Genomic DNA, 24,197 nt, shown 5'->3' with positions numbered 1-24,197 from the left:
ACGCCCTGGATTGCTTCGCTGCGCTCGCAATGACGACGTCCGTCGACTAATCGCGCACTGATGGACACGAGGCGATGAACCGAGCGTCTGATCCACATACCGACCGCGTCACCGCCGCGCGCGTGGCGCTCGCGGTCGCGATCCTGTTCGGCGGCAGCCTCGCATTGTTCTGGCCGGGCTACGTTTCATACGACAGCCTCGCCCAATATCGGCAGGCGCTCAGCGGCCGGTATGACGACTGGCACCCGCCGGCGATGGCGCATCTATGGGCGCTGTTCGGCGCCCATGGCCCCGCACCGATGCTGGTGCTTCAGATGCTCTGCTATTGGGGTGGTTTCGGCGCGCTGGCAGTGACGCTGACCGCGCAGGGGCGGCGGCTGGCGGCGCTCGCGATCCTGGGGCTGGCGTGCTGGCCGGCGCTGCTCGGCTGGCAGGCGGTGGTGCTGAAGGATCTGCAGATGCTCGCGGCGCTGCTGGCGGCGACCGGGCTGGTCGCGACGTGGCGGCTGCGCGGGATGCGCGTGCCCGCGGGGGCATGGGCGGCGGCGGGGTGTCTGGCGGGCTATGCGATGCTGGTCCGCGCCAATGCGGTCTTTGCCGTCTTGCCGCTGGCGGCGATGGCGGCGATCCCGCCGCGCTGGACGGTCTGGCGGCTGGCGGCGATCGCTGTGGCCGTACCGTTGGTGCTTGCGGCGGCGGGGCCGATCAACCATCGGCTGCTCGGCGCGGGCGCGAGCGGGGTGGAGCGGACGCAGGCGATGTATGACCTGTCGGGCATTGCGGTCGCGACCGACGACACGGACACCGGCCTGACGCGGCCCGAGATCGCGACGCTGCGGGCCAAGACTTGCGTGCGCCCGTTCTTCTGGGACCCGCTGGGCGACGGCGGGCGATGCGGGGCGGAGACGGCCGGGCTGCGCGCAACGTCGGTCGGGGCGCTCTACGGCACGCTGGCGCGGGCCGTTGTGAATCATCCGCTCGCTTATGCCGCGCATCGGCTGTCGCATCTGAATGCGACCGATCGCTGGCTGGTGCCGCTGCACTGGTATGGCGCGGCACCGCCCGTGGCCAACGAGCCCAACCCCTATGATTTCCGCGCGCCGGGCAAGGCGGCGGGGCGCTGGCAGCAGCTGGCCGGCGTGCTCGTCGAAACGCCATTCGGCTGGCCGGCGCTATGGGCGGTGCTCGCCGTCATCGGGCTGGCCGCGACATGGCGGGCGGAGGATGCGGCGGGCCGCCTCGCGGCGGCACTCTTCGCCTCGGCGGTCGGGCAGGAGGCGAGTTTTGCCGTGATCAGCATCGCGTCCGACCTGCGCTATCATCTGTGGGCGATGACCGCGACCGCGATCGGCTGGGTGGTGCTGGGCCGCATGCCACGGGGCGGCTGGGCATGGGGCGCGGTGCTCTTCGTGCTCGTCGGCGGGATCGCGGCGCGCCTCTGGCTGCCGCAGGCGGCGCAGACCTATAGCGGGATGCTCGGCTGATCGCGTGCAACTGCGGCAGCGGGCGATCGTTGGCGGCGCGCAAGGAGAGCGATGCGATGGCCGACGATCACGAACAGATCTACAAGGATTTCAAGGACGCGGTGAACATGGCGCCGGCCGAACTCGAACACTTCCTCGACACCGACGACAGCAAGCGCGTCGGCTGGAAGGGCGAGGACGGCGAGGGATCGGGCGAGAGCGTCGGCCACAAATCGGGCAAGCGGATCGTGGCGATCAAGCGCAAGGCCAAGGCGGACCTGACCGATGACGATTATGCGCATATGAAGAAGGTGGTCGGCTATGTCCGCCGCCATCTGGCGCAGGGCGGCCCCGACAAGGACAAGGCGCACAGCGACTGGCGCTATTCGCTGATGAACTGGGGGCACGACCCCGAGAAATAGGGTCAGGCGGCGGCCGAGGCGTTCCAGCTGCGCGCGACGAGTGCGCGGGCGTCTTCGACACTGAGCGGGCGGCTGAAGAAGAAGCCCTGCACCTTGGTGCAGCCCAGCTCTTGGACGAGCCGGTGCTCCTCCTCGGTCTCGACGCCTTCCGCCGTGGTCGCCATGCCCAGGCTCTGGGCGAGGGCGACGACGGCGCGGATGATCGCCACCGCTTCCTTCACGCCGCTCGACGCGCCCTGCACGAAGCTGCGGTCGATCTTGATCGACGAAAAGCGCGTGCGCGACAGATAGCCGAGGCTCGAATAGCCGGTGCCGAAATCGTCCAAGCTTAATCGGATGCCGAGTGACAGCAACTGTTCCAGAACCTTCGTCGTGCCGAGCCCTTCGTGCAGGAACACGCTTTCGGTGACCTCCAACTCCAGCCGTTCGGGGGGCAGGCGCGAGTTGGCGAGGGCGGAGGCGACGACGGCGACGAATTGCGGGTTCTGCAGCTGGTCCGGCGATACGTTGACCGCGATGCGGACGGTCGACGGCCATTGCGCGGCTTCGGCGCAGGCGGTCCGCACGACCCATTCGCCAATCGGCCCGATCAGGCGCGATTCCTCGGCAAGGGGCACGAATTTCTCGGGCGAAATCAGCCCCAGCTCGGGGTGGCGCCAGCGCAGCAGCGCCTCGAAGCCGGTCAGCCGCCCGTTTCCTGCATCGACCACGGGCTGGTATTGCAGGTGGAGCTCGTTGCGTTCCACTGCCTGACGCAGCGCCATTTCGAGTACGCGGCGCTCCTCCGCCTGAACGTGCAATTCGGGTTCGTAGGCGTGGTAGACGCCGCGGCCCGCATCCTTGGCGCGATAAAGGGCGAGATCGGCGGAGCGGATCAGCATCTCGGCCGTCCGCCCGTCGCGCGGACCGATCGCCAGGCCTACCGACGCGCCGATGTAGAGCGTGTGCGCGTCGATCTCATAGGGCTGCGACAGCGTGTCGATGATGCGGCGGGCGAGCGCCTCGACCGCGTCGATCCGCGTCGCGTCGCGCACGACCACGGCGAATTCGTCACCGCCCAGCCGTCCACAGACGGTGGAGGCGTCCATCAATTGCGCGAGCCGTGCCGACACGCGGGCCAGCAGCCGGTCGCCGATCGGATGGCCGAGCGTATCGTTGACCGCCTTGAATCGGTCGAGATCGATCATCATGAAGCTACAGCGCTGGCCGTTGCGCTCCGCCTCCGCCATCGCCTGGGCCAGCGTTTCGTTGATCATCAGGCGGTTAGGCAGGCCGGTGAGTGTGTCGAAGCGCGCCATCCGGGCGATGCGATCGGCGCTCATACATTGTTCGGTGACGTCGGACCCGACGCCGCGGAAACCGCCAAAGCTGCCCTTTTCGTCGAATCGCGGGCTGGCCGAGACCTGCCACCATCGCTGCTCGCCATTCACCTCGACCGGGATACGCAGGTCGCGGAAGCTCTCGCGCGCCTTCATCTTGGCGGCCAACTCGCGCAGGGCGTCGGAAAAGTGGCCCGTGTCCCATGCCGGCCCGGCGAGGACGCGCAGGAAGGACTGGCCGTTGATCGCGATCGGATCGAGGCCGCAGGCATAGGCGAAGCGCGGCGAGGCCTTGACGATCTGCTTGCCCGCGTCGGTTTCCCACAGCCAGTCGGCGGCGGTCTCTTCGAATTCGCGCAACAGCAGGCTGACGGTGTCGTTCCGTTCCGCGAGCGCGATCTGGACCGCGCGAATCACCACCAGCGCGCGTGCGCGATGGAGGCAGATGACGATCAGCATGACGGTGAACAGCGCCGTCGCCGCGGCGCCGGTCGGGCTGCCGTCCAACGCGGTACGCAGCGACACCGCGGCGCCCAATCCGCCCAGGAAGGCGATCGTCGCCAGCGCCAGCGGTGCCATCGCCATCGCGCCCGCGGTCATCAGCAGCGCCAGGATCATCCAGAGGGCGTAGGTGCCGTGCGAGCCGGGATCGACACGGAAGGCGAAGACGGGAACCGCCCAGACGACGGCAAGCGCCACGCCTTCCCACAGCGTGGTGCGGACGTCGCGGGCGCTGGCATAGCCACCGTCGCGGTGATGGGTGCTCAGGCGGCGGATCGCCACGGCGACCGCCACGATGCCGACCAGCGCGGCCCAGCCGATCAAATACGATAGGGGCTCGTTACCCGCGAACAGGGGAACGACCAGCGCCGCGCCGATGAGATTCGCGGCGAGCAGGAACAGCGCCAGATGGCGCCCCGCATCAAGCTGTTTGGATCGGATCCGCGCCCATTGCGCGGCATCGGCGCCGTCGGTCAGGCCCAGCAATTGGGCGAATCCGATCGTTTCGGAATCGAGGGTTTGGAGCGGCGCGACTGTCACGCCTGAGATGGTAAGGTGTTGAACGTTTACGGATAGTTAGGGCGGCGCCGGTTCGCCGCCCTGACGACCGAATTATGCGGCGATCGGATAGGGTTTGATGTCGCCGCTGAGGTACAGGTTGCGCGCCTTGGCCCGGCTGAGCTTGCCCGAGCTGGTGCGCGGCAGCGTGCGCGGCGGGATCAGTTCGATCACGCAGTTCATGCCGGTGACCGACCGGACGCGCTCGCGGATTTCGTCGCGCAGGCGCAGCCGCTCGGCATCGTCGCTGCTGCGGCACTGGACGAGGACGGCGGGGGTCTCCTCACCGCCGGGTGTCGTGATCGCGAAGGCGGCGATGTCGCCCGACTTGAAGCCGGGGAGCTGCTCGACCGCCCATTCGATGTCCTGTGGCCAGTGGTTCTTGCCGTTGACGATGATCATGTCCTTGGCGCGGCCAACGATATAGATGTAGCCGTCCGACATATAGGCCATGTCGCCGGTATCCAGCCAACCGTCGACCATGCAGGCGTCGGTCGCCTCCTGATCGCGGAAATAGCCGACCATGACGCTGGGGCCCTTGCACCACAATTTGCCGATTGCGCCGTCGGGCAGGGGCGTGCCGTCCTCTTCGCGGATCTCGACCGTCATGTCACGCACCGGCTTGCCGCAATTGACGATAGCGCGGAAGCGCTGCGGGCGCGGGCCATCGTTGGCGGCGAGCGAATCGCCCCCGCCCGACAGCTGCGTTTCCTCGACCAGCTCGACGCGGATGCCTTCGCCCGGCGGCATCAGCGACACGGCGAGCGTCGCCTCGGCAAGGCCATAGCTGGGCAGGAAGGCGCTTGCCTTGAAGCCCGCATCGGCGAAGGCGTCGACGAACGCCTGCATCACGTCGGGGCGGATCATGTCGGCGCCATTGCCCGCGACGCGCCAGCGCGACAGGTCGAAGCGCTCGGCCGCCTTGGTCTGCGACGACATGCGGCGCGCGCAGATGTCGTAACCGAAGGTCGGCGAATAGGACAAAGCGGTGCCGTCGTGCCGCGAGATCATGTCGAGCCAGGCGAGCGGGCGGCGCGCGAAATCCTCGGTCTTCAGATAGTCGGTCGATACCTGATTGGCGATCGGCGACAGGAAGCAGCCGACCAGCCCCATGTCGTGATACCAAGGCAACCAGCTGATGCAGCGATCGGTGCCGTCGATCTGCATGCCGTGGCTGTGCGCGGCGAGGTTGTTGAGCAGCGCATGGTGCGTGATCGCGACGCCGTGCGGGAAGCGCGTCGAGCCGCTGGAATATTGCAGGTACGCGATCTGCTCGCCATGCGCCTGCGGCAGCGCGGCTTCCGGCGCCGCGCGGGTCGCGAATTCGGACCAGTCGATGCCGTCCGTGCCCGCCAGCCGCGCGGCCTCTGCTGCCATCGCGCTGAGCTCGGGCGGGAAGATCAGTATCTTGGGGTCGCAGCTCGCCAGCTGGACGCGCAACTGCTCGATATACGAATCGCGGCCGCCGAAGCTGGTCGGCAGCGGCAGCGGCACCGGCCAGGCGCCGGCATAGATGGTGCCGAAGAATAAAGCGGCGAATTCGGGCCCGGTTTCGGCGACCAGCGCGATGCGATCTTCGGGCTGCACACCCGCCGCGATCAGGCGATAGGCGGCGGCAATCGCGTCGCTGCGCAGCTCGGCGAAGGGATAGGGGCGCGCCAGCGTGCCGCGCGCGTCATGGAAATTCAGCCCGCGCACGCCGGTGGCGGCATAGTCCAGCGCCTCGCCCAAGGTGGCGAAATCGGCGAAGCGGCGCGGCAGCGCGTCGAGCGTCGGGGTAGGGGCCGGTCGGGGAGTCGGCGAAGCCGCAGACTGATCGGTCATCGAAATTCCTGTTCACGCGCCGCTATCATGCGGCTGTCATATCCTGGCGCTTTAACGCGCGATCAACGTTCTCATTCCGTTGCCACTGTGGCAACAACATGGCCATGCCCGCCGAACGTCGCCCCCCGCGTCCCCTGGACGCCGCCGCGCTCGACCGACTGGCGCTGCGCTACGTCGAACGGTTTGCGACGACGCAGGGCAAACTGGCGGATTACCTGCGGCGCAAGGTGCGCGAAAGGGGCTGGGAGGGCGAGCCCGCCGATCCGGCAGCGATCGCCCAGCGCATGGCGGCACTGGGCTATGTCGACGACCGCCTCTACGCCGAGAGCAAGGCGGCAGCGCTGGCGCGGCGCGGGCTGGGCGCGCGAAGGGTCGGCGCGGCGCTACGCCAGGCGCATGTCGCGGACGTGGCGGACGATCTGGCGCCCGACATTGCCGCGCGGGCGCTGACCGCCGCGCTCACCTTTGCGCGGCGACGGCGCGTCGGACCGTTCGGGCCAGAGGTCGCGGATCGTGCGATCCGTGATCGGCAGTTGGCCGCGATGCTGCGCGCCGGCCATCCGCTCGACCTGTCCCGACGCATCCTGGCGGCGCCCGACCTGTCCGATCTGGGACTCGAATCGGACGATGAGGCTGCGGTTGAAGCCTTTTTCTTGCTCTGAGTGGCCTAAAAACCCGCAAAGCCTTTCGTTTCATAATTGCGGCTGCGACGAACCGTGCTAGCGTGTCGGCGACAGGGGTGCAGTAATGCGTGGCGAGCCGCAACGGGAGTGCGACGAGCGAGACGGCGGGCAGATGCCCGGCGACCGTGATCGTGCGTTCGGGCGACAGCTGGAATCCGAGGATACGATCGACACCGTCGCGCCGAACGCGACGGCCCGCGCCGCCGTCGCAGACGATGGCCCCATCGCGATCGGCGGCGTCGTCAAATGGTTCGACGCGACGCGCGGCTTCGGCTTCGCGGTGGCGGACGATCCGGCCTATGGCGACGTGCTGATCCATTTTTCCGTGTTGCAGCCGCACGGCCGGCGCAGCCTGCCGGAAGGGGCGCGGGTGGAGACGCTGTCGGTGCAGCGCGGCCGCGGTTATCAGGCGCGCGAAGTGACCGGCATCGACCTGACGCATGCCGTCGAAGATGCGCCCCGGCCACCGCGCAATCCTGATCGCGTCGATCCGCTCAGCCTGATCGATGCGGCCGGCGCGTTCGAAGGCGCGGTGGTGAAATGGTTTAATCGACTGAAGGGATATGGTTTCCTGGTCCGCGATGCGGATGGGGCGGACGTGTTCGTCCATATGGAAACGCTGCGTCGTGCGGGGCTGGCGGTGGTCGAACCCGGCCAGCGGTTGCGCGCGCGGATCGTCGCGGGCAACAAGGGGCCTCTGGCGGTCAGCGTCGAAGAGGATTGAGCGATGATCGGAACGAAGGCGCTGGTGGCGATCGTCGCGGCGCTGGGGCTGGGCGCGACCGGGGTCGCGGTGCAGACCGGTGTCTTCTCGCACGATACGGCGGCGAAGGATGCGGCCAAGACGCTGTTGCCGATCACGATCGCCAGCGCCAACGGCACGCATAATTTTACGGTCGAACGCGCGGTTACGCCCGCCGAGCAGGAACGCGGGCTGATGTACCGCACCGACCTGAAGCCCGATGGCGGCATGCTGTTCTGGCCCTATCCGCCCGAGGGCGGCGGTCCGCGTCAGGCGAGCTTCTGGATGAAGAACACGCCGACGCCGCTCGACATCCTGTTCATTCGCGCCGACGGCACGATCGCGACGATCGCCGAAAATACGGTGCCCTTCTCCGAAACGCCCGTCCTGTCGCGCGAGCCGGTGGCGGCGGTGCTGGAACTGGTCGGCGGCCGCGCGGCGGACCTCGGCATCGCCGAAGGCGACAAGGTGACCTGGGCGAAGTGAGGGGGCGGCCCGACCGCCGACGCCCTTCGCGCGGATTCTCGTCACGGCCGTCATCTCCGATCGCGATCCCCTGTTGAAGGGCGCAGCGGACACGAGTAAGCGCTGAGCCACTATGGGCATCAACCTCAATCCCTTCACCTGGTGGACCGGCGCGTCGTGGGGCACGATGCTCTATGGCCTGCGCGGCATGGCGCAGATGGGCACCGACCAGCTCGGCAACGTCTATTACGAAGGCGGCAAGGACGGCAGCGGCCGCAAGCGGCGCTGGGTGATCTATGAGGGTGCGAACGATGCCAGCCGGGTGCCGCCTGAATGGTTCAGCTGGCTCCACCATCACATCGACGACGTGCCCGATCGCGCGCTGCCGCCGGTGCGTGCGTGGCAGAAGCCGCCGATCCCTAACATGACCGGCACGCCGCTCGCCTATCGCCCCTCGGGCTCGTTGGAGAAGGGCGGCAAGCGCGCCGCCGCGACCGGCGATTACGAGGCGTGGACGCCCGAAGGGTGAGCCCACGGATCGGCCGCTGGCTGGCCGCCGGCGTCCTGCTGGTCGCGCTCGCGGTGGCCGGCGTCTTCGGCTATCGCGCCTGGCATGGCAGTAATGGGCCGGCGAACCGGACGGTCGCGACGCAGGACCTGCCCGCCGATCCCGCCAAGGGCGATGGGATCGAGACGATCGCCGCCTCCGACACGACGCTGCCGACCGGCGGCACGCCGATGGCCGAACGGGTCGCCGTCGTCGGCCTGCTCAACAAGCGTAACGGCGTCAGCCGCGACCTGACGCTGAAGCCGGGGCAGGCGGTGCGCGTCGGCGATGCGATCGTGCGCCTGCGCGCCTGCGAAAAGACCGCGCCCTGGGAGCAGGATCCTCTGACCGGCGCCTTCGTTCAGCTCGACGTGCGCGGCACCGACCGGCACTGGCGCCGCGCCTTTTCCGGCTGGCTGTTCAAGGAACGCCCGGCGCTCAACGTCGTCCAGCACCCCGTCTATGACGTGTGGACCAAGAGCTGCACGATGTCCTGGCCGGAAACCGGCCCCGACACGGTATCGGCGGCGAGTGGCGGCGCGGCGCGCTCCAGCGCAAAGAAATCGGGCGAGGCGGACGCCGATGCGAACGGGGGCGATGATGCCGCACCCGCCGACGAGCCGGTCGCCCCGTCGAGCGCCCCGGCCAGCAACGCGCAATAATCGTTCCGGTCGATCTCCACCGCGCCCAATGAGGCGAGGTGGGGCGTCTGGAACTGGCAGTCGAGCAAGGTGAACCCGCCGGCCTTCAGGCGCGCGACCAGCCAAGCGAGCGCGACCTTCGACGCATCGGTCCGGCGGCTGACCATCGATTCGCCGAAAAAGGCCCGGCCCAGCGCCAGGCCATACAGGCCGCCGACCAGATCGTCGCCGTCCCAGCATTCGATCGAATGCGCATAGCCCATGCGGTGCAGCGTCACGAACACCTGCTCGATGCCGCTGTTGATCCAGGTTTCCGGGCGATCGTCGGCGCTTTCGGCGCACAGCTGGATCATCCGCTCGAACGCAGTGTCGACGGTGACGCGAAAGCGGTCACGCGCGATCGTTTTGCGCAGCGACGCGGAGAGGTGGAAGCCATCGATCGGCAGGATCGCGCGGGTGCGCGGTTCGACCCAATAGACGCTGTCGGCATCGCGGTGATCCGCCATCGGGAAGACGCCCATGGCATAGGCGCCGAGCACGAGTTTCGGGTCGAGCGTCTCCATCGCCGGCCAAGGTGGCGGTGCCAGGGGGCTATGGCAAGGTGGTCCGCTCTGGCCGGACGACGGTCATGCCGGCACGGGCCTAGATCCGGGCGACCCGCATCCCGCGTCGGATCAGCGCGCCACCCGCTTCTCGATCGCGCGCCACAGTTCGGCGAAGGCGGTCGCGGCGGCGCTGCGCGGCGCATAGGTGGCGACGGGCGCGCGATGATCCGCCATCGCCTCGACCGCACTCGCCATCGGGATCGCGGGCCAGTCGGGCTGCGCGGCGAGCGCGGCGGCGTGCAGGCGGCGGCGGCGGTCGACCATCATGTGGACGGGCAGCACCGGCACCTTGCCGCCGAGATGGCGCACCACTTCCTCTGCGGCGCGTTGCGCGAGGGCGGATGGGATGATCGGCATGACGATCAGGTCGGCGGCGCGGATCACCTGCTCGCTGGTTTCGGTGAGCCCCGGCGGACAATCGAGCAGGACGTGATCGTAACTGCCGAGGTCGGCGACCAGCTTGTCGAGCCGCCGCTTCTTGCCGAGATCGTGCAGCAGCACGTCGAGGTCGCGCAACGACGCGTCGGCGGGGATCAGATCGAGCTTCGCGATCTCGGTCGGGCGGGCGTGGCGCGCGACCTTCGTATCCTTCGTGAACAACGCGCGCGCCTGATCGCCCGCGGGATCGCGACCCAGTACCCAGCTGCTCGCCGCCTGGGGATCGAGGTCCCACAAGGCGGTGCGCCGCTTCGACAGGGTGGCGGCGCAATAGGCCAGATTGACGGCCAGCGTGGTTTTGCCGACGCCGCCCTTCGAACTGTAGATCGCGATCGTTGCCATGGGGCGGGATCGTACCGTTCTGGACCCGATGGGGCAATGCGCCATCCGCGCCATGAGGGAAACTGGGGGCTGGCCCGAGCAAAGGTGCTTTGTCGGGTGCGAGGCCGCCCGATACGGGCCGGACGCAAGGCGGGGCGGCATCGGGTGGCGATGCGCTGCGTCGCTGTCGGGATCGGGAGTTCGATATGCTGCGCCGTGCCGTCCTTGGGTCTGCGATCCTGCTTGCCGCGTCGCTTGCATCGTCGACAGGTGGGCGGGCATCCGCGCCGGTGCGCAAGACCGTGCCGATCGTTTCGCGGCCCGGCGTGTGGCAGGCGCCGGCGGGTGGACGGCAGGAGCTATTATGGGCGGTCACCGTCCCGCTCGCCAAGCCGGACAGCGGCAATGCGCCGGAGGAAACTGGCAACGGTTCGGCGATCGTCGGCGGGCGGATGTGGCATTGGGCGGGATCGATCACGCGGCCGACGATGACGGTGTTCCGGCCGCAGGGGCGCAACACGGGCACGGCCATGCTTGTGCTGCCGGGCGGCGGCTTCACCGTCGTCGCGATGGACCTGGAGGGGACCGAAATCTGCGACTGGGCGGTGCGGCAGGGGATCACCTGCGCGGTGCTCAAATATAGGGTGCCACAAGCATGGCCCGTGGTGAACGGGCGGCAGCAGCGGCCCAAGGTGCTGCTGGGGCTGGAGGATGCGCAGCGCGCGATGGGGCTGCTGCGCACGCGGGCGACGCGCTATGGCATCGATCCGCGTCGCATCGGCGTCATCGGCTTTTCGGCCGGCGCCTATCTGGCCGCGGCGATGAGCAATACCGAGGCGCGAACCTATCCCATCGCCGATGCCGCCGATCGACAATCGCCGCGCCCTAACTTTGCGGTGATCGCCTATACCGCGCGCATGCTCGACGACAGCAAGGGCCGCAACAGCCTGGAATTGCGGCCATGGGTGACGATCAGCCCGAAGGCGCCGCCAACCTTCATCCTGCACGCGATGAACGATTCCACCGATCCGATCCGCCAGCCCATGGCCTATGCCCTGGCGCTAACCGACGCGGGCGTGCCGGTCGACATGCGCCTGTACGCCAAAGGCGGCCACGCCTTCGGAATGCGTCCGACCGCCGACCCGGTGACGCGCGAATGGCCGGGGGCGCTCAAGCAATGGCTGCGCGATATCGGCATGCTGTGACCGGTCCGGCCGCGGATCGCCCCTAGAACCGGCTCGCCAGCGTCACGCGCGCGTTTCGTGGCGCGCCGGGAACGGTCCATACGTTCGCGTACGAACTGGCGATATAATAGGTGTCGAACAGGTTATCGACGTCCGCCCGCACGCTCAGCTGCGGCGTGACGGCATAGCTCAGCGTCGCGCGCGCGATCGTATAGGCGGGCAGGCGATAGCTGGTGCCGAACGGATCGCCGGCGCGCGTGCCCACGTACGTGATCCCACCGCCCACGCCCAGGCGGCCGACCGTCTTCAGCGCGAACAGGCTGCCCGCATGGCGCGGCACGTTCGACAGTGGCTTGCCGATCAGCGTGCGGTCCTGATCGTTACGGATGGTCGCGTCGACATAGGTATAGGCGGCGGTGACGTAGAGATCGTCGGGGCGGGAATAGGTGAGTTCCGCCTCCGCGCCGCGCGACCGCTGGCGGCCGATCTGGCTCTTGACGAACGGATCGACCGAATTGGGATTGAGGACGTTGCGCTTTTCCATGTCGAACACGGCGGCGGTGCCGGTCAGGCGGCGCTGGAACAGGCTGACCTTGACCCCCGCCTCGGTCGAATGGCTGCGTTCTGCATCGAAGGTCGCGGTGCCGTCGGACGGGTTGAGCCGCAGCGAATCGCCCCGGCTGGCGTAGAGCGATACGCCCTCGCGGACTTGCCACGACACCGCCGCGCGCGGCGTGACGCCGGCGTCGCGCGTGTCGAGTTCGCGGACGGTCAGGCGGTTGAAGACATCTTCGCGAAAGCTGTTCCATCGCGCGCCGAGCAGCAAGGTGAGGGGCCCGCGCCGGATCACGTCCTGCGCATAGAGGCTTTCGCTGCGAAACGACGCGGTGCGGCTGAGCGAGGCGGGCGGGGTCGGCAGCGGCTGACCGTAGACGGGGGCGAACAGATCGATGAGGAGGATCGGCCGCGTCGTCGTGCCGCGTGCGCGATCCAGGCGGAAGTCGAGCGCATGCCGTACGCGGTCGATGCCGACGCGCAGGTCGTGCTCCAGCCCCAACAGGCGAAGGCGCCCGGTCAGTTCGGCACGCAACGACAGATCGTTCCACGCAAAGTCGTGATAGCGGCGGTCGCGCCCGGCGGTGCGCCCGTCGCTTTGCAGACCGCGGGCGCCGAAATCGACCATCGTGCCGAAGCCGCGCAGCGACCCGTCGCGCTGGCTGCCGCCCAGCTCCAGGCCGATGCCCGATCCCAGATCGGCGAACAGGCTGGCCTGTTGCCACAGGATACGCTGCGTGATGCGGCCGTCCGCCGGCTCGCCGAGGAACGTGGTGCGATCCATCGCGCGGGCGTTGCCGGCAATGCCGACCACGCCGCGATCGAGCACCGACCGGTTGCGCATATATTCGGCCTGATAGAGCAGGCGCAGCCCCGGCGCGGGCGTCCAGGCGATCGAGGGCGCGATCAGGCGGCGCAATCCGCCAACATGGTCGCGGAAGCTGTCATGGTCTTCCGCGACGCCGATCAGGCGGACCGACAGGCCATCGGCGATCGGGCCGCCCACGTCGCCCGTCACGCGCCGCTGATCCCAGCTGCCGACCATCGCGCTGACGGCGGCATGCGCGTGATCGAGCGGCGCCTTGGTGACGATGTTGATCGATCCGCCCGGCTCGCCGCGACCGGACAAAGCGGCGCTCGCGCCCTTCATCACCTCGACGCGCTCGATCGTTGCGCTATCGACCGGCGGGTTATAGCCTAGGTTGCTGCCGAAGCGGTTGATCAGGATATCGGGGCCAGTGTTTTCGTCGCCCGCGAAGCCGCGGATCGCATATTTGTCCCACAGGCCGCCGAAATCGTTCTGGCGGGTGACACCGCCCGCATAATCCAGCGCATCCTGCAACCGCGTGGCGTTGAGCGGCGTCAGGTCGTCTTCGTCCAGCACGCGCACCGATTGCGGATAGCGCAGCAACGGCGTGCGGCTGCCGATGATGCTGGCGCTGGCCGAGCGCGCGGTGACGATGATGTCGGCCTGGGTCTCGGGCGAGGGCGTATCGCCGCCGGTGGTCTGCGCCATCGCCGGCGCCGCAAGCCCGAAGGCGATGGCAAGAACGGACACGGCGACGCGCCGGTCGTGTGCAAGGATCACGCAGCAAATTCCTGGAATCGGCCGGACAGTTCCGGTCTCGACGGCCAGCTACTGAACTTGCGGATCGTTCGCAATAGCAATGTGCGGGAAGGGTGGCCGTGCGCCGCGCATAAGAAAAGGGCCGGCGGAGTGATCCGCCGGCCCTTGTGAAAAGTCGGTCCGTCGTGGCTTACGACTTGCAGGTCTGCGAGGCCTTGCCCGGCTGCGACACGGTGATGTTCGACGCATTGCCGGTCAGCTTCCAGCCGCCCTCGGCGGTCAGCGGCTCGCCAGCCTTTTCGGCGGTCAGGCGGGTCGGCGTGCCGGTCTGCGACGTCTTGACGAGGGCGAGCTTGTCGCCGTCGAACAGCGTCACGTACAGCAGGCTGTTGTCCTTGCAGCGGAAGGTCTTTTCCGCCTTGATCGCGGGCGGCAGTTCCACCGGCGCGCGGTTGGCGAGCTGGTTGGCCATCGGATCCGGATTCGAATCCAGCACGTCCGGCTGCGCGGGCTTGGAGTTGCAGGCGGCCAGCGCGAGAAGCGCGGCGGTGGCGGCGAACAGGGGGAGGCTCTTCATAGCGAGGGCAAGCTTTGCGCATGCGAAGGGGGAGCGTCAAGGCGATCCGTCGGATTTGGTCGTTCGGTTGATCGCGCGCCTTTGCGCGTCCCAAGTGCAGCTTTGCTTGTCGCAGGCCCGGCCACGCGCCATCTAGCGGGCATGCATACGACCCCAGACACGCTTGCGCTGATCGGCAACACGCCCCTCGTCCGGCTGAAGGGGCCGAGCGAGGCGAGCGGCTGCGACATCTTCGGCAAATGCGAATTCGCCAATCCCGGCGCCAGCGTGAAGGATCGCGCGGCGCTCGGCATCGTCGAGGATGCGGAGGCGCGCGGCGTGCTGCATCCCGGCGGGACGATCGTCGAAGGCACGGCGGGCAATACCGGCATCGGTCTGGCGCTGGTCGCCAATGCCAAGGGCTATCGCACGATCATCGTGATGCCCGAAACGCAAAGCCGCGAGAAGATGGATACGCTGCGTGCGCTGGGGGCCGAGCTGGTGCTGGTGCCGGCGGCGCCCTATTCCAGCCCCTGCCACTTCGTCCACACCAGCCGCCGCATCGCGGAGGAACGCGACAATGCGATCTGGGCGAACCAGTTCGATAATGTCGCCAACCGCCGCGCGCATATCGTCGGCACGGCGGAAGAGATCTGGCAGCAGATGGACGGGCGGATCGACGGCTTCACCTGCGCGGCGGGCACCGGCGGCACAATCGCGGGCGTCGGCCTGGGACTGAAGGCGAAGGACGAGCGCGTCTGCATCGCGCTGAGCGATCCGCATGGCGCGGCGCTGTATGACTATTACGCGCACGGCGAGCTCCGCAGCGAGGGATCGTCGGTCGCCGAGGGGATCGGGCAGGGGCGGATCACCGCCAATCTGGAGGGTGCGCCGATCGACACGCAGTTCCGCATCTCCGATCAGGAAGGCTATCACTGGGTTCGCCGCCTGCTCGACGAGGAAGGGCTGTGCCTCGGTCTGTCGTCCGGCATCAACGTCGCGGGCGCCGTGCGGCTGGCGAAGCATTTGGGATCGGGCAAAAGGATCGCGACGATCCTGTGCGACACGGGCTTCCGGTATCTGTCGACGCTGCACGATCCGGCATGGCGGGCAGAGAAGGGGCTGGCGTAACACTACTCCCCCGTCACCCCGGACGTGTTCCGGGGTCCACCCATCCGCACGTGGGTGGCCTGCGCCTCAAGCCACTCCCCTCGCCGCGGAGTGGACCCCGGAACGAGTCCGGGGTGACGGGAGAATGGGCGGAAAGCGCCCCCGACTCGCCGCCCAATCGACAAGCGCCCGACAAAGCGGTACAGCCGCACGACAAGATGAGAGCCGTGCGAGACACTCACCAGACGATGCAACGGATCAAGGTCGGCGTGATCGGCCTTGTCGCCGTCGTCATGCTCATCGCGATCGCCACCGCGATTCTGGGGTCGGCGACGCGCGAAAAGCCCATCGCCACCGCCGGATCGGCTCAGGCCGACGTCGTCGCGAATATCGCCATGACCAATGCCGGCGCCGCGGCGGCGGCCGATGCCTCGGGCGAACCTCTGGCCGAACTCGGCGTCGCGCCGGCCACGGGCAACGCACAAGCCGCACGATGATCCAATTTCGGGGAAAACCGGGGACGGCGCCCCGCGCCGGCGGAATCGCACGCCCGCACGGGCGGTTGGCGGCTGTGGCATCCATGCCACCATGGGGGTGTTTCCCGCCCATTTAGCCGCCTCCAGGGAGCTTTTCCCCGCTCATCCCCAAAAATCCCGTTGCATCCCCGGTTGGCTGTTGGTAGCGACAGTTAACAACGGGGCAGGCATCATCGTTTGCGTTTGGGCGCAAATGTATGGGAGGCGGTGAAAATCCGACTTTCCAGACGATGAGCCGTGCGCGTCAGGGTGCGAGACGGGCGTGTTGGAAAGGGGCGACTATCAGGGAAGTGGACTCGCTCTTGTCGATGACAAGGGGCGCGTCGCCATCCCCAATGCGCTCCGCCACACGCTCGCGGCTAACGCTCCGCGCGCCGACGGCAAGGACGGCGGCACCGTCATCATCGCCGCGCATGAGGATCAGCCCTGCCTGATCGCCTATGATCCCGCCTATATCGCCGAACTGAAGCGCGAATTGAACGAGCGCGTCGCCCTGTCGCGCGGTGCGGACGGCAAGATCGACCACAATATCAAGCGCGGCGGCGCGAACGGCGAAGCCGTGCCCTTCGATGGCTCCGGCCGCTTCATCATGCCCGGATTTCCGCGCTTCTATGCTAATATCGGCGCGCATGCCTTCTTCTGGGGCACGCTCGACTATATCGAGATCTGGGACCCCAAGACGCTGCTGTCGACGCCGGGCATCGCGCCGCAGATGGTCGCCGCCTGCCGCTATTACTGCCAGGACAAGGGGGTGCCGCTTGACTGACGCGCCCCACATCCCCGTGCTGCTCGACGAAGTGGTCGCCGCACTCGCCCCCGCCCCGGGCGAAGTGATGGTCGATGCCACCTTCGGCGCGGGCGGCTACACGCGCGCGATCCTGAAGACCGGCGCCACCGTCATCGCCTTCGATCGCGACCCCGACGCGATTCGTGAAGGGCGGGCGGCTGGTATCGAGGGGCTGACGCTCGTCCACAGCGACTTCTCCGCGATGGAGGCGGCGATCGATGCGCCCGTCGACGGGCTGACGATGGATATCGGCGTGTCGTCGATGCAGCTCGATCAGGCGGAGCGCGGCTTTTCGTTTCAGTCCGACGGCCCGCTCGACATGCGGATGGCGCAGGACGGCCCCAGCGCGGCGGACTTCCTCAACACCGCCGACGAGGAAGTCATCGCTGACGTGCTGTACCAGTATGGCGACGAGCCCAAGTCGCGCCGCGTCGCGCGCGCGATCGTCGCGGCGCGGCCGCTGACCCGTACGGGCGAACTGGCGGCCGTCGTGCGCAAGGCGCTGGGCCACCGGCCGCACGACAAGAAGGATCCGGCGACGCGGACCTTCCAAGCGATCCGTATCCATGTGAATCGGGAGTTGGGCGAGCTGGCCGACGGCCTCGCCGCGGCCGAGCGGCTGCTCAAGCCCGGCGGTCGACTGGCGGTGGTGACGTTCCACAGCCTGGAGGATCGCATGGTCAAGCGCTTCCTGCGTGAACGCTCGGGCAACACGCCCGGCGGCTCGCGGCACCTGCCGCAGGCGGGGGCGACGCGGGCACCCAGCTTCGCGACCGTCGGCCGCGGCATCCGTGCCGGCGAGGCGGAACTCGCGCGCAACCCGCGCGCACGATCGGCAACATTGCGGACCGCCATCCGGACGGCCGCCCCTGCATGGAATGAAGAGGTGACGGCATGACGGCGGCGTATCGGTTGAAGGGGATCGGATGGTTCGGTGGCTGCGTCGCCATCGTCCTCGGTTTCTACCTGGTCTCGCTGCAGGTCGCGACCGAGCGCAAGAAGCTCGAGAGCATGGATCGCAAGATCGACGCCGCGCAGCGCGATATCCGCGCGCTGGAGACGGAGTTCGAAACGCGCGCCAACCTCGCCCAGCTCGAAAAGTGGAACGGCGAGACGCTGTCGCTCGCCGCGCCGACCGCGGGCCAGTTCGTGACCGACGAGGCGGCGCTCGCCAGCCTCGACGTCAATCAGGTGGGCGTGCCCACCGATGGCAAGTCCGGGATGCAGATGGCGTCGCTGGTCGTGCCGTCGCAGCCGGGCGTCAGCGCCGCCGCGCCCGCCGCCACGCCGGCTCCGGCCGTGGTGCAGGTCGCCGCCGCCATGCCCAAGGCGCAGCGCGCGGTGATCAAGGTCGCCGCCATCGAAAAGAGCGCGCCGATGCTGGCGAAGCTGAACGAGGCGGCCCGCGCCAAGGCGGCGGTGGCGAAGGTGCGGCCCGAAGCGGTCGCGATGCTCGACAAGAAGCTGCTGTCCGACAGCACGCTGGGCGATATCCTCAGCAGCGCGCGCGCCGAGGCCCGCAAACGTTGACCGTCATCGTCGCCCGTCCGGCCCAGGCCCAGCATCGCAGCGCCGGCCAGCGTCACGCGCTGGTCGCGACGTCGCATATGCGGCTGATGATGCTGATGATGCTGTTCGCGGCGGCGGTGGTTCTGATCATCGGCCGGCTGGCAATGCTCGGCATCCTGTCGGGCGGCGAGGCCGCAGCGCGCACGGCGGCACTGGCGGCGCGCGGCGATATCGTCGATCGCAACGGCGCGCCGCTCGCCCGGACGATCGACGCGTGGACGATCGCGGTCCACCCGAACAAGATCATCGGCGACAAGATGGAGATCGCCGCCCGGCTCGCGGCGCTGATGCCCGATCGCGGCGACCAGGCGTGGTTCTACCATCAGCTCACCCGCAACATCAGCTTCGTCTACCTCCAGCGCCGCGCCAGCCCCGCGCTGGTCGAGCAGGTGAATGCGATCGGCGAGCCGGCTTTGGTCTTCGCGCGCGAGACGCAGCGCCTGTACCCGCAGTCGACGATGGCGGCGCATGCGCTGGGCTTCCTGTCGACAGACGGCCACGGCATGAGCGGCATGGAGCGCGTGCTCGACGAACGGCTGCTCGATCCGGCGCAGGCGGGCAAGCCGGTCGCGCTGGCGATCGACGCACGCGTGCAGGCGGCGATGGAGAGCGAACTCGGCCGCGCGATGGGCACCTTCTCCGCGCGCGGGGCGGGTGGCATCGTGATGGACGTCCATACCGGCGAAGTGCTCGCGATGGTGTCGCTGCCTACGTTCAACCCCAATCGCGTCGGCATGGCGGGCAGCGAGGAACTGCGCAACCTGACCACGCAGAGCGTGTTCGAGCTGGGCTCGACCTTCAAGCCGATCACCGTCGCGACCGCGATCGACACCGGCACGATCACGATGAACCGCAAGTTCGACGCGACGCATCCGCTGAAGGTCGGCGGCTTCACCATCCATGACGAGCGCGGCGATCCGCAGCGCTGGCTGTCGATGCCCGAAACGCTGATCTATTCGTCCAACATCGCTACCGCGCGCATCGCCGACGAGGTGGGTCCGCAGAAGATGCAGACGATGTTCCGCAAGCTGGGCTTCGACACCCGGCCCGACATCGAATTGCGCGAAAAGGGCCGGCCGCTGTGGCCGCGGTACTGGGCGCGGACGACGACGATGACGACGGCCTATGGTCACGGTATCGCAGTGACGCCGCTGCACCTTGCCAGCGCCTATGCGGCTCTGGTCAACGGCGGCATCTGGCGCCCGGCGACGCTGATGAAGATCGCGCCGGGCCAGGCCCCCGCCGGCCGCCGCGTCATCAGCGAGGCGACCAGCTACAAGATGCGCCAGATGCTGCGTCTGATCGTCATGCGCGGCACGGGTCGCAAGGGCGATGCGCCGGGCTATCGCGTCGGCGGCAAGACCGGCACCGCCGAGGCGGCGGTCGCGGGCGGCTACGACCATTCGCGCAACGTCGCGACCTTCGCTGCAGCCTTTCCGATGGACGCGCCGAAATATGTCGTGCTCGCGATGCTCGATTCGCCGCAGGGCACGAAGGAGACGGGCGGGTGGAAGACCGCCGCCTGGAACGCCGCGCCCGTCGTCGGCCGCACGATCGCCCGCGTCGGATCGATGCTCGGCGTGGTGCCCGATGCGCAGCGCGACATCGACGTCGCTGACATGATGCCGCTGATCTGGCAGGAGACGCCGCCGAAGCAGGCGAACGGCAATTGACGAGCCGACTATTGAGGAGCGCGACATGAAGCTGGGGACGCTCACCGGCGGGAGTGAAGAGGCGGTGGTCACCGGCTTTGCGATCGACCATCGCAAGGTCGCGCCGGGCACCGTCTTCGGCGCGTTTCAGGGCGCGCGGGTGAATGGCGAGGAGTATATCGCCGACGCGGTGCGATCGGGCGCGATCGCCGTCGTGACGCGGCCGGGCGTGTCGGTGGAGGGGGCGGTGGCGATCCCGTCCGACAGCCCGCGCGAACGTTTTGCGCAGCTTGCCGCGCAGTTCTTCGCGCCGTTTCCCGAGGTCGCGGTCGCCGTGACCGGCACCAACGGCAAGACCTCCAGCGTCGAAATGACGCGGCAATTGTGGCGGATGGCGGGCGAGCATGCCGCCTCGATCGGGACGCTGGGCGTCACCACCGCCGACGAGCGCGTGACGACCGGGCTGACGACGCCGGACGTCGTCACCTTCCTCTCCAACGTCGCCGGGCTGGCGCGAGAGGGCGTGACGCATGTCGCCTTCGAGGCATCGAGCCACGGCCTGACGCAATATCGCACCGAGGGGCTGCGCGTCGCCGCGGCGGCCTTCACCAACCTCAGCCGCGACCACCTCGACTATCATGGCGACATGGGCGCCTATCTCACCGCCAAGCTGCGGCTGTTTTCCGAAGTGCTCAGCCCCGACGGCGCTGCGGTCGTCTGGGCGGACGACGTCGAATCGGCGCGGGTGATCGACCTCGCCCAGGCGCGCGGCAACCGGCTGGTGACGGTCGGCGAGCGCGGCAGCACGCTGCGCCTGGTCGAGCGCGATCCGACCTTGCTGGGGCAGGGGCTGGTGATCGAGGCGGAGGGCGCGACGCATCGCGTCACGCTGCCGCTGATCGGCGGCTATCAGGCGGCGAATGCGCTCGTCGCGGCGGGACTGGTCATCGCGACCGGCGGCGACGTGACGCAAACGATCGCCAATCTTGCCCGCCTGCAACCGGTGCGTGGTCGACTGGAGCGCGCCGCGATCGCGCGCGGCGGCGCGCCCGTCTATGTCGACTATGCGCATACGCCCGACGCGCTGGAGGCGGCGATCGCCGCGCTGAAGCCGCATGCCGGCGGCCGGCTGATCGTCGTCTTCGGTGCGGGCGGCGACCGCGATGCGGGCAAGCGCGAGACGATGGGGCAGGTCGCGCAGATGCAGGCCGACCTCGCGATCGTCACCGACGACAATCCCCGCACCGAGGATGCCGCCGCCATCCGCGCCGCCATCCTGAAGGGCGCGCCCGACGCCCGCGAGATCGGCGATCGCCGCGAAGCCATCGCCACCGCGATCCGCGAAGCCGGCTCGCAGGACATCGTGCTGATCGCCGGCAAGGGCCACGAACAGGGTCAGATCGTCGGCGACCTGGTGCTGCCGTTCGACGACGTCAGCGTGGCCCGGGAGTATGCGGCGTGAGGGGCGTGTACTCTTCGTCACCCCGGACTAGTTCCGGGGTCCACTCCGCGGCGAGGGGGATGGCTGGAGGCTCTTGCCCGCCCCTCGCGGACTGGTGGACCCCGGAACAAGTCCGGGGTTACGAAGGAGTTGGGCGATGATGCGTCCCCTCTGGACCGCCGCCGAAATCGCCGCCGCCACATCCGGCACCGCCTCCACCGACTTCGCCGTCACCGGCGTCGCGTTCGACAGCCGTGAGGTCGGTCCCGGCGACCTGTTCATCGCGCTCACCGGCGACAGCACCGACGGCCATCGCTTCCTCGATCAGGCCTTCGCGCAAGGGGCCGCCGGCGCTGTCGTATCCGCCGACACGCCCCATCCGCACGTCCGCGTCGCCGATACCTTCGCGGCCCTGAACGACCTCGGCCGTGCCGCCCGCGCCCGCATGAGCGGCACGGTGATCGGCGTCACCGGCTCGGTGGGGAAGACCAGCGCCAAGGAAGCGCTGTTCGCCGCGCTCGACCGGTCGCTGACCGGCGCGGTGCATCGCTCGGTCAAGAGCTACAACAACCACACCGGCGTGCCGCTCAGCCTCGCCCGCATGCCGCGTGACACGACGGTCGGCGTGTTCGAGATGGGCATGAACCACGCGGGCGAACTGTCGCAGCTCACCCGCTTGGTGCGCCCGCACATCGCGATCGTCACCGCCATCGCGCCTGCCCATACCGAATTCTTCGCCGACGAAAGCGCCATCGCCGACGCCAAGGGCGAGATCTTCCAGGGTCTTGAGCCGGGCGGCGTCGCCATCGTCCACTATGACAGCCCGCACCGCGACCGGCTGATGGCCGCCGCCGCCCCCTACGCCGCGCGCACCGTCACCTTCGGTCTGACCAAGGGCGCCGACGTCCATGCGGTCGAGGCGATGCGTCTGCCTGCGGGCGGGTCGTTCGTCACCGCGAAGGTCGGCGCGCGCGAATTGTCGTTCACGCTGTCGCAGCCGGGTATGCACTGGGTGTCGAACGCCCTCGCGGTCCTCGCCGCAGTCGATGCCGCTGGCGCCGACCTCGCCCGTGCGGGTCTCGCGCTTGCCGAAATGGGCGGCCTCGCCGGGCGCGGCCTCCGCGTCACGGCGCGCGTCGGTGAGGGCGAGATGCTGGTCATCGACGAAAGCTACAACGCCAACCCCGCCTCAATGCGCGCGACGCTTGCGGTGCTGGCCGAAGAGCCCGGCCGGCACGTCGCGGTGCTGGGGGAGATGCGCGAGCTCGGCGACGACTCCGCCGCCTATCACGCCGCTCTCGCCGAACCCATCCTCGCCGCGCGCGTCGAAACGGCGCTGCTCGTCGGCGAAGCGATGGCGCCGCTGGCACAGGCCCTTGAGGGACGCGTCGACATCATGCATGTGCCGGATGCTGCGACGGCGCTCGACCGGCTGAAGAACCTGGTCCGGGCAGGAGACGCGGTACTCGTCAAAGGGTCTAATGGTGTCGGCCTGTCGCGCCTGGTTGCGGGGCTGGAGGCAGGTGTTGCGATCGCAGATCGCATGGGGGGCGGAACGTAAATGCTGTACTGGATCGCCGAGCACCTGGGCTTCACCGGGCTGCTGAACCTTATCCGCTACCAGTCCTTCCGGACGGGCGCGGCGGTGGCGACCGCGCTGTTCATCGGCCTGATCATCGGGCCGCGCTTCATCGGCTGGTTGCGCGTGCGCCAGGGCAAGGGACAGCCGATCCGCGCCGACGGCCCGCAGACGCACCTTGCCAAGCGGGGCACGCCGACGATGGGCGGGCTGATGATCCTGACCAGCATGGCGCTCGCGATCCTGATCTGGATGGACCTCAGCAACCCCTATGTCTGGGCGTGTCTGTTCGTGACGCTCGGCTTCGGTGCGATTGGCTTCCTCGACGATTACGACAAGGTGCGAAAGGCGAGCACCGCCGGCGTCTCGGGCAAGACGCGCCTGCTGCTTGAATTCGCCATCGCAGGCATCGCGTCGTGGATCATCATGCAGCAAAACGGTCCGCACCTGTATCTGCCGTTCACCGACCGGCTGTACCTCGACCTCGGCTATGCCTTCCCGCTGTTCGCCGCCTTCACCATCGTCGCCTTCGGCAATGCGGTGAACCTGACCGACGGGCTCGACGGCCTGGCGACGATGCCGGTCATCATCGCCAGCGTGGCGTTCATGCTGATCGTCTACCTCGCCGGTAACGTGAAGTTTGCCACGTATCTGGGCATCCCGCACGTCCCCGGCGCGGGCGAACTCGCGATCTTCTGCGGCGCGGTGGTCGGCGCCGGACTCGCCTTCCTGTGGTTCAACGCACCGCCCGCTGCGGTGTTCATGGGCGATACCGGCAGCCTGGCGCTGGGCGGCGCACTCGGCACGATCGCGGTCGTCGCGCACCACGAAATCGTGCTGGGCATCATCGGCGGCCTGTTCGTCGTCGAGGCGCTGTCGGTCATCATCCAGGTGTTCTTCTACAAGCGCACCGGCAAGCGCGTGTTCCGCATGGCGCCGATCCACCATCATTTCGAACAACTGGGCTGGAGCGAGCCGACCGTCGTCATCCGCTTCTGGATCATCAGCCTGGTGCTGGCCCTCGCCGGCCTGTCCACGCTGAAGCTGCGGTGAAAACGATGCCGGTCGCCCCAAACACGCCGTCACCCCGGACTTGGTCCGGGGTCCACCGGGCCGCACGTGATTGCTTTGA

22 protein-coding genes and 1 pseudogene are annotated in these 24,197 nt (G+C 68.5%); 17 read left to right on the top strand and 6 right to left on the bottom strand.

All coding sequences use genetic code 11. The features are described 5' to 3' along the window. Window positions 1-74 precede the first annotated feature (74 nt). Both A7E77_RS03355 and A7E77_RS03350 read left to right on the top strand, forming a co-directional pair. Entirely contained in the window at window positions 75-1,484 is a 1,410-nt protein-coding gene (locus A7E77_RS03355) for a hypothetical protein (RefSeq protein ID WP_063685849.1), read from the top strand. 56 nt (window positions 1,485-1,540) lie between these two features. Then, window positions 1,541-1,885, top strand: coding sequence for a DUF3140 domain-containing protein (locus A7E77_RS03350; protein WP_063689686.1), 345 nt, complete (start codon window positions 1,541-1,543; stop codon window positions 1,883-1,885). 2 nt (window positions 1,886-1,887) lie between these two features. On the opposite strand, the gene A7E77_RS03345 is transcribed toward A7E77_RS03350, so the two are convergent. Then, window positions 1,888-4,245, bottom strand: coding sequence for a putative bifunctional diguanylate cyclase/phosphodiesterase (locus A7E77_RS03345; RefSeq protein ID WP_063685846.1), 2,358 nt, complete (start codon window positions 4,243-4,245; stop codon window positions 1,888-1,890). Between the two features lie 72 nt (window positions 4,246-4,317). After that, the gene (locus tag A7E77_RS03340) at window positions 4,318-6,087 is read right to left on the bottom strand and encodes a fatty acyl-AMP ligase (protein ID WP_063685844.1); all 1,770 of its coding nucleotides are present in this window, start codon (window positions 6,085-6,087) and stop codon (window positions 4,318-4,320) included. Between the two features lie 98 nt (window positions 6,088-6,185). On the opposite strand from A7E77_RS03340, the gene A7E77_RS03335 reads away from it, so the two are divergent. The 5 genes and pseudogenes from A7E77_RS03335 to A7E77_RS17605 form a co-directional block, all read left to right on the top strand. After that, entirely contained in the window at window positions 6,186-6,749 is a 564-nt protein-coding gene (locus A7E77_RS03335; protein WP_063685842.1) for a regulatory protein RecX, read from the top strand. Between the two features lie 133 nt (window positions 6,750-6,882). Then, window positions 6,883-7,494: a cold-shock protein gene (locus tag A7E77_RS03330; RefSeq protein ID WP_063685840.1), complete on the top strand. Its 612-nt coding sequence runs from the start codon at window positions 6,883-6,885 to the stop codon at window positions 7,492-7,494. Window positions 7,495-7,497: 3 nt separating this feature from the next. Then, window positions 7,498-7,998: a DUF192 domain-containing protein gene (locus A7E77_RS03325; RefSeq protein WP_063685838.1), complete on the top strand. Its 501-nt coding sequence runs from the start codon at window positions 7,498-7,500 to the stop codon at window positions 7,996-7,998. 112 nt (window positions 7,999-8,110) lie between these two features. Further along, window positions 8,111-8,506, top strand: coding sequence for an NADH:ubiquinone oxidoreductase subunit NDUFA12 (locus tag A7E77_RS03320; RefSeq protein WP_043060321.1), 396 nt, complete (start codon window positions 8,111-8,113; stop codon window positions 8,504-8,506). Window positions 8,507-8,715: 209 nt separating this feature from the next. Continuing rightward, window positions 8,716-8,949: pseudogene (locus A7E77_RS17605) on the top strand (DUF2155 domain-containing protein); the annotation flags it as partial. 35 nt (window positions 8,950-8,984) lie between these two features. Here A7E77_RS17605 and aat read toward each other — a convergent pair. Beyond that, a complete protein-coding gene (aat, locus tag A7E77_RS03310) occupies window positions 8,985-9,728 on the bottom strand; it encodes a leucyl/phenylalanyl-tRNA--protein transferase (protein ID WP_063685835.1) in 744 nt (247 codons plus the stop codon). A 111-nt stretch (window positions 9,729-9,839) separates the two neighbouring features. Further along, window positions 9,840-10,550, bottom strand: a complete 711-nt coding sequence (locus A7E77_RS03305) for a ParA family protein (protein WP_043060318.1) — start codon at window positions 10,548-10,550, stop codon at window positions 9,840-9,842. Between the two features lie 185 nt (window positions 10,551-10,735). On the opposite strand from A7E77_RS03305, the gene A7E77_RS03300 reads away from it, so the two are divergent. After that, the gene (locus A7E77_RS03300) at window positions 10,736-11,734 is read left to right on the top strand and encodes an alpha/beta hydrolase (RefSeq protein WP_063685833.1); all 999 of its coding nucleotides are present in this window, start codon (window positions 10,736-10,738) and stop codon (window positions 11,732-11,734) included. A gap of 22 nt (window positions 11,735-11,756) precedes the next feature. Here the strand turns inward: A7E77_RS03300 and A7E77_RS03295 are convergent, their stop codons facing one another. Then, window positions 11,757-13,856: a TonB-dependent siderophore receptor gene (locus tag A7E77_RS03295; RefSeq protein ID WP_063685831.1), complete on the bottom strand. Its 2,100-nt coding sequence runs from the start codon at window positions 13,854-13,856 to the stop codon at window positions 11,757-11,759. A gap of 169 nt (window positions 13,857-14,025) precedes the next feature. Further along, on the bottom strand, window positions 14,026-14,412 hold the full coding sequence (locus A7E77_RS03290; protein ID WP_017979595.1) for a hypothetical protein: 387 nt from the start codon (window positions 14,410-14,412) through the stop codon (window positions 14,026-14,028). Window positions 14,413-14,553: 141 nt separating this feature from the next. Between A7E77_RS03290 and A7E77_RS03285 the strand changes: the two genes are divergently transcribed. The 9 genes from A7E77_RS03285 to mraY all read left to right on the top strand — a co-directional run bounded on the left by A7E77_RS03285 (window position 14,554) and on the right by mraY (window position 24,118). Beyond that, window positions 14,554-15,522, top strand: a complete 969-nt coding sequence (locus A7E77_RS03285) for a cysteine synthase A (RefSeq protein ID WP_063685829.1) — start codon at window positions 14,554-14,556, stop codon at window positions 15,520-15,522. Between the two features lie 206 nt (window positions 15,523-15,728). Continuing rightward, the gene (locus tag A7E77_RS03280; protein WP_286165109.1) at window positions 15,729-15,998 is read left to right on the top strand and encodes a hypothetical protein; all 270 of its coding nucleotides are present in this window, start codon (window positions 15,729-15,731) and stop codon (window positions 15,996-15,998) included. Between the two features lie 301 nt (window positions 15,999-16,299). Further along, entirely contained in the window at window positions 16,300-16,803 is a 504-nt protein-coding gene (locus A7E77_RS03275; protein WP_024310403.1) for a division/cell wall cluster transcriptional repressor MraZ, read from the top strand. Then, a complete protein-coding gene (rsmH, locus tag A7E77_RS03270; RefSeq protein ID WP_078462205.1) occupies window positions 16,796-17,722 on the top strand; it encodes a 16S rRNA (cytosine(1402)-N(4))-methyltransferase RsmH in 927 nt (308 codons plus the stop codon). The genes A7E77_RS03275 and rsmH overlap by 8 nt, the downstream gene beginning before the upstream one ends. Continuing rightward, a complete protein-coding gene (locus A7E77_RS03265; RefSeq protein ID WP_063685825.1) occupies window positions 17,719-18,354 on the top strand; it encodes a hypothetical protein in 636 nt (211 codons plus the stop codon). Before rsmH ends, A7E77_RS03265 begins: the two co-directional genes overlap by 4 nt. Beyond that, a complete protein-coding gene (locus A7E77_RS03260; protein WP_017979589.1) occupies window positions 18,351-20,066 on the top strand; it encodes a peptidoglycan D,D-transpeptidase FtsI family protein in 1,716 nt (571 codons plus the stop codon). Before A7E77_RS03265 ends, A7E77_RS03260 begins: the two co-directional genes overlap by 4 nt. A gap of 25 nt (window positions 20,067-20,091) precedes the next feature. Continuing rightward, entirely contained in the window at window positions 20,092-21,507 is a 1,416-nt protein-coding gene (locus A7E77_RS03255) for a UDP-N-acetylmuramoyl-L-alanyl-D-glutamate--2,6-diaminopimelate ligase (protein WP_063685823.1), read from the top strand. A 136-nt stretch (window positions 21,508-21,643) separates the two neighbouring features. Continuing rightward, on the top strand, window positions 21,644-23,047 hold the full coding sequence (locus A7E77_RS03250) for a UDP-N-acetylmuramoyl-tripeptide--D-alanyl-D-alanine ligase (protein WP_063685821.1): 1,404 nt from the start codon (window positions 21,644-21,646) through the stop codon (window positions 23,045-23,047). Then, window positions 23,048-24,118: a phospho-N-acetylmuramoyl-pentapeptide-transferase gene (mraY, locus tag A7E77_RS03245; protein ID WP_017979586.1), complete on the top strand. Its 1,071-nt coding sequence runs from the start codon at window positions 23,048-23,050 to the stop codon at window positions 24,116-24,118. Window positions 24,119-24,197 lie beyond the last annotated feature (79 nt).

It is taken from the genome of Sphingomonas sp. NIC1, from assembly GCF_001638925.1.
Classification (GTDB): domain Bacteria; phylum Pseudomonadota; class Alphaproteobacteria; order Sphingomonadales; family Sphingomonadaceae; genus Sphingomonas; species Sphingomonas aquatilis.
The sequence above is the reverse complement of the archived record's forward strand: the minus strand, read 5'-3'. Positions and strand labels throughout refer to the sequence as shown.